Source organism: uncultured Azohydromonas sp., assembly GCF_937926365.1.
Taxonomy (GTDB): Bacteria; Pseudomonadota; Gammaproteobacteria; order Burkholderiales; family Burkholderiaceae_C; genus Azohydromonas.
Genome location: NZ_CALAOH010000161.1, coordinates 1 through 9,453 on the forward strand (window position 1 = coordinate 1; position 9,453 = coordinate 9,453).

Below are 9,453 nucleotides of genomic sequence, written 5' to 3' on the forward strand. Positions count from 1 at the left end.
ATGCTTTGGCCCTTGGCGGTGAGGAGCATGATCTCGTCGTCGTCCTTCACGCTGTCGGGCACGGGCGAGCTGCGCTGGCGGCCCGGCGCCGGGCGGTACGAGGCCTCGCTCACCGGCGAGGTGGGAGGACTCAACGTGCTGGACTGGCGCAGCGCCGGCGCGCTGGACGGCGCGGGCATCGCACCCGAGCGCTACCTGATGCGCCGGCGCGGGCGCGAGGCGCAGGCGGCGAACTTCCAGCGCGAGGCCGGCAAGATCACCTACTCCGGCCCGACCACCGAGTTCCCGCTGCCCGCGGGCGCGCAGGACCGGCTGAGCGTGCTGCTGCAGATCCCGGCCATCGTCGCGGCCGAGCCGCAGCGCTTCGGCGCCGGCGCGCGCATCCAGCTCTTCGTCACCGGCTCACGCGGCGATGCCGACGCGTGGACCTTCGTCGTCGAAGGCGAGCAGGCCGTGGCCGGCCCGGAGGGCGAAGTGCAGGCGCTCAAGCTCTCGCGCCAGCCGCGCAAGAAATACGACACCCGGGTGGAACTCTGGCTCGATCCGGCCCGGCACCACCTGCCGGTACGGGTCCGGCTGTCGGCGGCCGGCGGGGGCGAGGCGTTGGAAATGGCGCTGGAGTCCGAGGAGCGAGCGCCCTGAGCGAGAGAAAAACGCGCCTCGACGGGCTTGAAACTTGCCGGATACGTCCCAACTGCCGCCTCAGGAGGATTGAAGATGCTCATGCTCTACAACTCGGACAGCTTCGCGGTGCTGCAGTTCGACCTGCCGGCCGCGCAAGACAGTGCTCCGGCGGTGCACCGCGGCGGCTACGAGATCGTCGACAAGTTCGCCCGCAAGGAGATATTCCTGGAGGGTGCGCTGGCCCAGCGTTTTCGCGAGGGCGTGGACCACCTGGTGGAAACCGAACCCACCGAGGAAGCGCTCGACGAGTTCATTGCCGGCTACACGCAGCTGGCGCAGCAGCCGGTGTCGCTGCATTGAGATTGCGGGCTGTCTTTTCCCCGCCACGTCCTCCGGGCCCGCCGCGTGCGGGCCCGGTTCTTTTTCACGGCCTGCGCGGCGCGCGGCTGTGGCCTTCAAGCCCACAGGGCTTGCTGGTGCGCAGGGGCTGCGACAAGATCGCGCGCACCCTGGACCACAGCGCAAGGAGCAATTGCGGTGAGAAGTCGAACCGATGCGCGCCTGCTGCCCTCGCCGGGGCTGACCGAGGCCCCGGTGCTCGATCTGATGTGCTCGCAATTCGTGCTGGCCTTGACGATGAAGCAGGCCGGGCGCTTCAACCTGCGGCGCGACTGGAGCAGCCTGCTGTCACTCGTGGGCCGGCACCTGGTGTGGCCGGTGCCGGTGCTGGCACGCCTGCGGCAGTTCCTGGAGCGGCGCTGCCGTGACAACGAGCTCTGGCGCGGGCACGAGGCGCTGACCGACGTGGCGTTCCTGCAGCGCCACGGCTGCTGGCGCGGCCCGTACGAGGAAGGCACGCTCTTCTTCTACATCGACGAGTACATCAAGGACGCGCCGAAGGACCTGCTGGCCGTGATCGGCGCCACCGCCGAGTGGCTGGAGCGCAGCCTGAAGAAGCAGCAGACGCGGGTGCAGCAGAACATCGACGCCCTGGCCGGGCTGCTGCAGCTCAACCCCGCCGAGCGCGCGCTGCTGCTCTACGGCACGCTGGCCCGCTACCAGCGCGACCTGCGCGGGCTGCTGGTGGAGTTCAAGGTTTCCAGCGCCCAGGAGGCGCACGCGGCCATCGCGGCGGTGGCCGGCGTCAACGAGCAGGAGGTGGCCGAGGCGCTGCGCGCGGGCTCGCGCCTGGAGCGCATCGGCATGGTCGAGAACCTCATCTCCGAGCACAACATCACCGACCTCGCCGACCTCATGAAGGTCAGCGAGCAGCTGCCGCCGGTGCTCATGCGCGAGTACCGCGAGCCCAGCGAGCTCATGGCCGTGTTCACGCGCCCGGCGCGGCGCACCGAGCTCACGGCCGCGGATTTCGCCTTCGTGGGCGACGACGTGGCCATGCTCACCTCGCTGCTGAAGAACGCCGTGGCGCAGCGCGAGCCCGGCGTGAACGTGCTGATGTACGGGCCACCCGGCACGGGCAAGACCGAGCTGGCCAAGGTGGTGGCGCAGGCCGCGGGGCTGGAGCTCTACGAGGTTGAGTACGCCGACCGCGACGGCAACTCGCTCTCGGGCCGCGACCGCTACCGCTCGCTGCAGATCAGCCAGGTCTTCCTCAAGGGCAGCGGCCACGTGGCGCTGCTCTTCGACGAGGTGGAGGACGTTTTCCCGCCCATCTCCACCGACACCGCGCAGCTCATGGCGCGGCTGGACAGCGGCGACGCGCCGCTGTCGGGCAGCGTCAGCGGCAAGGCCTGGGTCAACCAGATCCTGGAGACCAACCCGGTGCCGGTGCTGTGGGTGACGAACCGCATCGAGCAGATCGACCCGGCCTTCCGCCGCCGTTTCCAGTACCACCTCGAACTCAAGTCGCCGCCGCCGGGCGCGCGCGAGGGACTGGTGGCGCGGGCGCTGGAGGGCGCGGTGGTGTCGCCGGACTTCGTGGCGCGGCTGGCCGAGCGGCGCAGCCTGACGCCGGCGCAGATCCGCACCGCGGTGCGCTTCGCGCGGCTGGCCGCCGGCGAGGAGGCGGGCATCGAGGCGCTGATCGAGCGCCAGTTGCACAACGCCGACCGGGCACTGGGCCAGAGCTCGGGCAGCCGCGCGCGCGTCCCGGTCACGCGCTACGCGCTGGAGCTGCTGAACGTGGAGTGCCGTTTCGAGCTGCCGCGCATCGTGGAGGCGCTGCGCCGGCGCGGCCACGGCACGCTGTGCCTGCACGGCGTACCCGGCAGCGGCAAGACTGCGCTGGCCGAGCACCTGGCGCAGGAGCTGGGCCGCCCGCTGATGATTCGCCAGGCCAGCGACCTCATGAGCAAGTTCGTGGGCGAGACCGAGGCCAACATGGCGCGCATGTTCGAGGAGGCGCAGTCCGAGGGCGCGGTGCTGCTGCTGGACGAGGCCGACAGCTTCCTGCGCAGCCGCCGCATGGCCGAGCGCACCTACGAGGTCAGCGAGGTCAACCAGATGCTGCAGGGCATGGAGCGCTTCGCAGGCATCTTTATTTGCACCACCAACCTTTTTGACGATCTCGATGAGGCGGCTCTCAGGCGCTTCACCTTCAAGATCCGCTTCCACCCGCTGCGCCCCGAGCAGCGCGTGCGCATGTTCGTGAACGAGGCGCTGGATGGCGACGCCGCGCGCCTGACCGGCGAGCAGCGCCAGCGCCTGGCGCAGCTGGACCTGCTCACGCCGGGCGACTTCGCGGCGGTGCGGCGCCAGGTGGAGTTGCTGGGCCAGGCCTTCGAGCCCGACGAGTTCCTGAGCCAGCTGGAGAGCGAGCACCGCGTCAAGCCCGAGGCGCGTCAGCGCCGGGGCATCGGCTTCACCAGCGCGGCGGCGCCGGGCGCGGGCGGCTGAGGCTGCTCCCGGCCGGCGCAAGCCGCCGCGGCCGGGAGGCCATCACGGCCTTCCTACAATGCCGCGATGAACGCACCGAAATACACCCGGGGCGCCGCGCTGGCGGCGCTTCTGCCGCAGCGCATCGTCATCATCGACGGCGCCATGGGCACGATGATCCAGCGCTTCAAGCTCACGGAAGCCGATTACCGGGGCGAGCGCTTCAAGGACCATCCCAAGGACCTCAAGGGCAACAACGAGTTGCTGCAATTCACGCGGCCCGACGTGATCCGCAGCATCCACGAGCAGTACCTGGCCGCGGGCGCGGACATCATCGAGACCAACACCTTCGGCGCCACGTCGATCGCGCAGGAAGACTACGACCTGGCCCCGCTGGCGCGCGAGATGAACGTGGCGGCCGCACGCATCGCGCGGGAAGCGGCGGACAAGTTCTCCACGCCTGACAAACCGCGCTTCGTGGCCGGCGCCATGGGCCCCACGCCGCGCACGGCCAGCATCAGTCCCGACGTCAACGATCCCGGTGCGCGCAACGTCGGCTTCGACCAACTGCGCGCCGCGTACCGCGAGCAGGCCGAGGGGCTGCTCGAAGGCGGCGCCGACCTGTTCCTGGTCGAGACCATCTTCGACACGCTCAACGCCAAGGCGGCGCTGTTCGCGCTGGACGAGCTGATGGAGGACACGGGCGAGCGGCTGCCGGTGGTGATCTCCGGCACTGTCACCGACGCCTCCGGGCGCATCCTCTCCGGCCAGACCGTGGAGGCCTTCTGGCACTCGGTGCGGCATGCCAAGCCCCTCGCCATCGGCCTGAACTGCGCGCTGGGCGCCACGCTGATGCGGCCCTACATCGAGGAGCTGGCCAAGATCGCGGGCGACACGGCCATCAGCTGCTATCCCAACGCCGGGCTGCCCAACCCGATGAGCGACACCGGTTTCGACGAGACGCCCGAGGTCACGGCCGGGCTGATGGAGGACTTCGCCAGGAGCGGCTTCCTCAACATCGTGGGCGGCTGCTGCGGCACCACGCCCGACCACATCGCCGCCATCGCGCGCAAGGTCAGCGCCTACCGCCCGCGCAGCAAGGCCGACCCGCTGTTCACCCAACTGGTCGAGACCGCCTGATTCCTTTCCCCGTTCGGGCTGAGCTTCGTCGTTGACCCTGCCGCGCCAGCGGGCTGCGGCCCTTCGACAGGCTCCGGGCGAACGGAACACTTGTGAGCACCTCGCCATGAGCGAAACCAACTTCAACGTGCCGCCGATGCGGCTGTCGGGCCTGGAGCCCGTGACCATCGGCGAGGGGCACCTCTTCGTCAACATCGGCGAGCGCACCAACGTCACCGGCTCCAAGGCCTTCGCCCGCATGATCCTGGCCGGCCAGTTCGAGCAGGCGCTGGCCGTGGCGCGCCAGCAGGTGGAGAACGGGGCGCAGATCATCGACGTGAACATGGACGAGGCCATGCTGGACAGCCAGGCCGCCATGGTCCGCTTCCTCAACCTCATCGCCTCCGACCCCGAGATCGCGCGCGTGCCCATCATGATCGACAGCTCCAAGTGGAGCGTGATCGAGGCGGGTCTGAAGTGCATCCAGGGCAAGGGCATCGTCAACTCGATCTCGCTGAAGGAAGGCGAGGCCGAGTTCAAGCGCCAGGCGCGGCTGATCAAGCGCTACGGCGCCGCGGCGGTGGTGATGGCCTTCGACGAGAAGGGCCAGGCCGACACCTTCCAGCGCAAGACCGAGATCTGCGAGCGCGCCTACCGCATCCTGGTCGATGAAGTCGGCTTCCCGGCCGAGGACATCGTCTTCGACCCCAACATCTTCGCCATCGCCACGGGCATCGAGGAGCACGACAACTACGCCGTGGACTTCATCGAGGCCACGCGCTGGATCAAGCGCAACCTGCCCGGCGCCAAGGTCTCGGGCGGCGTCTCCAACGTCTCCTTCAGCTTCCGCGGCAACGAGCCGGTGCGCGAGGCGATCCACACCGTGTTCCTCTACCACGCCATCCAGGCGGGCATGGACATGGGCATCGTCAACGCCGGCATGGTCGGCGTGTACGACCAGCTCGACGCCGAGCTGCGCGAGCGGGTGGAGGACGTGGTGCTCAACCGCCGCCCCGACGCCACCGAGCGGCTGCTGGCCATCGCCGACCAGGTGCGCGGCCAGTCCAAGGACGACAGCGCCCGCCTGGCCTGGCGCGCGCTGCCGGTCAACGAGCGCCTCACGCATGCGCTGGTGCAGGGCATCAACGAGTTCATCGATGCCGACACCGAGGAGGCCTGGCAGCAGATCCGCGCCGACGGCGGGCGCCCGCTGCACGTGATCGAAGGCCCGCTGATGGCCGGCATGAACGTGGTGGGCGACCTGTTCGGGCAGGGGAAGATGTTCCTGCCGCAGGTGGTGAAGTCCGCCCGCGTGATGAAGCAGGCCGTGGCGCACCTGCTGCCCTACATCGAGGCGGAGAAGCAGGCGCTGATCGACGCCGGCGGCGAGGCGAAGCCCAAGGGCCGCATCGTCGTCGCCACCGTCAAGGGCGACGTGCACGACATCGGCAAGAACATCGTCAGCGTCGTGCTGCAGTGCAACAACTTCGAGGTCGTGAACATGGGCGTGATGGTCCCGTGCCAGGACATCCTCGCCAAGGCGAAGGAGGAGGGCGCGGACATCGTCGGCCTGTCGGGGCTGATCACGCCCAGCCTGGAGGAGATGCAGCATGTGGCCGCCGAGATGCAGCGCGACGCGCATTTCCGTGACAGGAAGACGCCGCTGCTCATCGGCGGCGCCACCACCAGCCGCGTGCACACGGCGGTGAAGATCGCGCCGCACTACGAGGGCCCGGTGGTGTACGTGCCCGATGCCTCGCGCAGCGTGGGCGTGTGCTCGGAGCTGCTGAGCGACGAGCGCGCCGCGAAGTACATCGCCGAGCTGGAGGCCGACTACGCCAAGGTGCGCGAGCAGCACGCGAACAAGAAGGCCACGCCGCTGGTGCCGCTGGAGGCGGCCCGCGCCAACCCCACGCCCATCGACTGGGCCGCCTACGAGCCGGCGGTGCCCAAGTTCATCGGCAAGCGCGTGTTCCGCAACCAGGACCTGTCGGAGCTGGTGGCCTGCATCGACTGGACGCCCTTCTTCCAGACCTGGGACCTGGCCGGGCGCTATCCGGCCATCCTGCAGGACCCAGTGGTGGGCGAGGCCGCCACGCGCGTGTTCGAGGACGCGCAGCGCATGCTGCAGCGGCTGGTGGAAGGGCGCTGGCTGCAGGCGCATGGCGTCATCGGGCTGTACCCGGCCAATGCCGTGGGCGACGACATCGCCTTCTATGCCGACGAGGGGCGCGGCGAGCCGGTGATGACCTGGCACGGGCTGCGCATGCAGTCGGAGCGGCCGGTGATCGACGGCGTGAAGCGTCCCAACCGCTGCCTGTCGGACTTCGTGGCGCCGCGCGGCGTGAAGGCCGACTACGCCGGCATGTTCGCCGTGAGCGTGCAGGGCGTGGAGAAGAAGGAGGCGGAGTTCCTGGCCGCGCACGACGACTACTCCGCGATCATGCTCAAGGCGCTGGCGGACCGGCTGGCCGAGGCCTTCGCCGAGCGGCTGCACCAGCGCGTGCGCACCGAGCTCTGGGCCTACGCGCCGGACGAGGCGCTCACCAACGAGGAGCTGGTCGCCGAGAAGTACCGCGGCATTCGCCCGGCGCCGGGCTACCCGGCCTGCCCGGACCACCTGCCCAAGCGCGACCTGTTCCGCGTGCTGGACGCGCCGGCCATCGGCATGGGGCTCACCGAGAGTCTGGCCATGACGCCGGCCTCCAGCGTCAGCGGCTTCTACATCGGCCACCCGCAGGCGGCGTACTTCAACGTCGGCAAGATCGGCGAGGACCAGCTCGCCGACTGGGCCGCTCGCAATGGCCTGGACGAGGCCGCGGCGCGGCGCGCGCTGGCACCGCTGCTTTGATCCCGGGGCCGCGCACGGCCACGCGCCGGAGCGCGGCCTGCGTGCGGCCCACGGACCCTGACATGACGCCCGGCACCGTCCGGGCGTTTGTATTTGGTTGCAGTTCCATCGCCGCCGCTGTCTGCCGAAGGCTGTTCCCGATCGTTGCCTAGGCAGGGATCGCCCTTCGGCGGTCTGGATTCCAAGAGCAATGCAAGGCATGAACGACATGACGATGGCGCGCCCGGCTTCGGCGCTGCGCTCCCCCGTGGCCCTGGTCGGCGGCGCCGCGCTGGTGGCGGCACTGGGCCTGGGCGGCGGCTGGATGCTGCGCGGCCAAGCCTCCGAGCCGGCCGCGGCACCCGTGGCGGCCGCGGCGATGCAGGCCACGGCGGGCGGCGAGTCGTCAGCCGGGGCTGCGGTGCTTGCGGCGCAGGTGCCGGCCGCGAACGTGAATCGCCTGGCGCCGCCTGATACGCCGGCTGACGAGGTGGAAAGTCCGTCCCGGCCGGCACCCGTGCAGCACGCCCCGGCTCCGGCACCGCAGCCCGCGCATCGCAGCGTCGCGCGCGCGCCGGCTCCCGCCCCGGCACCGGCCCCCGCGGTGCAGCCGCAGCCAGTGGCCCAGCCGGTGGCTCAGGCGCCGGTGTGCCGCAGCTGTGGCGTGGTGGAGTCGGTGCAGACCATCCGCCAGGAAGGGCCAGCGCAAGGCATCGGCGCGGTGGCGGGCGGTGTGCTCGGCGGCGTGCTGGGCAACCAGGTAGGGGGCGGCACGGGTCGCAAGGTGGCGACGGTGCTGGGCGCGGTGGGCGGCGGCTTCGCCGGCCATGAGATCGAGAAGCGCGTGCGCTCGGAAACGGTGTACGAGGTGCGCGTGCGCATGGACGACGGTAGCGTGCGCCGGGTCACGCAATCTCAACCCATCGCCGCGGGCACGCGCGTGGTGGAGGAGGGCGGCACGCTGCGCGCGCAGTGATGCCTCCGGGCCCGGTGACGGGCTCCTGAACGGCCGGCGTTCCAGCACCTGGGCTGCCGGCCGTTTTCGTTGGTTCAGCCGGGCAGCGCGCGGCGGTACTGCAGCGCCTCGGCCACGTGGGCCACGCCGGGCTGGGCCTCGCCGGCGAGGTCGGCGATGGTGCGCGCTACCTTCAGCGCGCGGTGCAGGCTGCGGCCGGACCAGCCCAGCCGCGTGGCGGCCTGCTCGATGAAGCGCAGCGCCGCAGCGTCCGGGCGCACGTGCTGGTCCAGCCCGGCGGCGTCGAGATCGGCGTTGGGCAGACCCTGGCGCGCCAGCGCGCGCTCGCGCGCCGCGGCCACGCGCTGCGCCACCACGGCGCTGGGTTCGCCCTCGGCCGCGGCCAGCATCTCGGCGGGCTTGACGGCGGGCACTTCCAGCTGGAGATCGATGCGGTCCAGCAGCGGACCGGAGAGGCGGCCCTGGTAGCGCTGGATGGCCTGCGCCGTGCAGCGGCAGGGCCGTCCAGTGGCGGCGAAGGCGCCCAGCCAGCCGCAGGGGCAAGGGTTCATGGCCGCCACGAGCTGGAAGCGCGCCGGGTAGCTGGCTTGGCGTCCCGCGCGCGAGAGCGTGATGCGGCCGCTCTCCAGCGGCTCGCGCAGCGCTTCCAGCGCCATGCGCGGGAACTCCGGCAGCTCGTCGAGGAACAGCACGCCGCCATGGGCGAGCGAGATCTCGCCGGGCTTGGGCGGCGAGCCCCCGCCCACCAGCGCCACCGCGCTGGCCGAGTGGTGCGGCGCGCGCACCGGGCGCAGCCCCCAGTGCGCGACGTTGAAGCCGCTGCTGGAGAGGCCCTGCAGTGCGGCGCTGGCCAGCGCCTCGTCCTCGGCCATGGGCGGCAGCAGCGCCGCGAGCCGGTGCGCCAGCATCGACTTGCCGCTGCCGGGGCTGCCCACCATCAGCAGCGAATGGCTGCCGGCAGCCGCGATCTCCAGCACGCGCTTGGCGGCGCCCTGGCCACGCACCTCGCGCAGGTCGGGCAGCGCGGCCGGGGCCGGCTGCGGCAGGGCCTGCGCGCGCGGCAGCGGCA

Annotated in this window: 7 protein-coding genes; 6 read left to right on the plus strand and 1 reads right to left on the minus strand. The window is 71.1% G+C overall.

Features of this window, described 5'->3' with window-relative positions:
• From Q0741_RS16885 to Q0741_RS16910, 6 genes are all read left to right on the plus strand, one after another.
• On the plus strand, nt 1-642 hold a 642-nt coding region (locus Q0741_RS16885), incomplete at its 5' end, for a DUF3108 domain-containing protein (protein WP_298234362.1).
• Between the two features lie 75 nt (nt 643-717).
• The gene (locus tag Q0741_RS16890; protein WP_298234363.1) at nt 718-984 is read left to right on the plus strand and encodes a DUF3567 domain-containing protein; all 267 of its coding nucleotides are present in this window, start codon (nt 718-720) and stop codon (nt 982-984) included.
• A 171-nt stretch (nt 985-1,155) separates the two neighbouring features.
• The gene (locus Q0741_RS16895) at nt 1,156-3,480 is read left to right on the plus strand and encodes an ATP-binding protein (protein WP_298234368.1); all 2,325 of its coding nucleotides are present in this window, start codon (nt 1,156-1,158) and stop codon (nt 3,478-3,480) included.
• Nucleotides 3,481-3,546: 66 nt separating this feature from the next.
• Nucleotides 3,547-4,599 carry a homocysteine S-methyltransferase family protein gene (locus Q0741_RS16900; RefSeq protein ID WP_298234364.1) on the plus strand — a complete coding sequence of 351 codons (1,053 nt, stop codon included), beginning with the start codon at nt 3,547-3,549 and terminating at the stop codon, nt 4,597-4,599.
• Nucleotides 4,600-4,705: 106 nt separating this feature from the next.
• The gene (gene metH / locus Q0741_RS16905; RefSeq protein WP_298234365.1) at nt 4,706-7,429 is read left to right on the plus strand and encodes a methionine synthase; all 2,724 of its coding nucleotides are present in this window, start codon (nt 4,706-4,708) and stop codon (nt 7,427-7,429) included.
• A gap of 199 nt (nt 7,430-7,628) precedes the next feature.
• Nucleotides 7,629-8,384 (plus strand): glycine zipper 2TM domain-containing protein, encoded by a 756-nt coding sequence (locus Q0741_RS16910; protein ID WP_298234366.1) that lies wholly within the window; start codon nt 7,629-7,631, stop codon nt 8,382-8,384.
• 74 nt (nt 8,385-8,458) lie between these two features.
• On the opposite strand, the gene Q0741_RS16915 is transcribed toward Q0741_RS16910, so the two are convergent.
• A partial coding sequence (locus Q0741_RS16915) for a YifB family Mg chelatase-like AAA ATPase (RefSeq protein WP_298234367.1) occupies nt 8,459-9,453 on the minus strand: 995 nt, incomplete at its 5' end.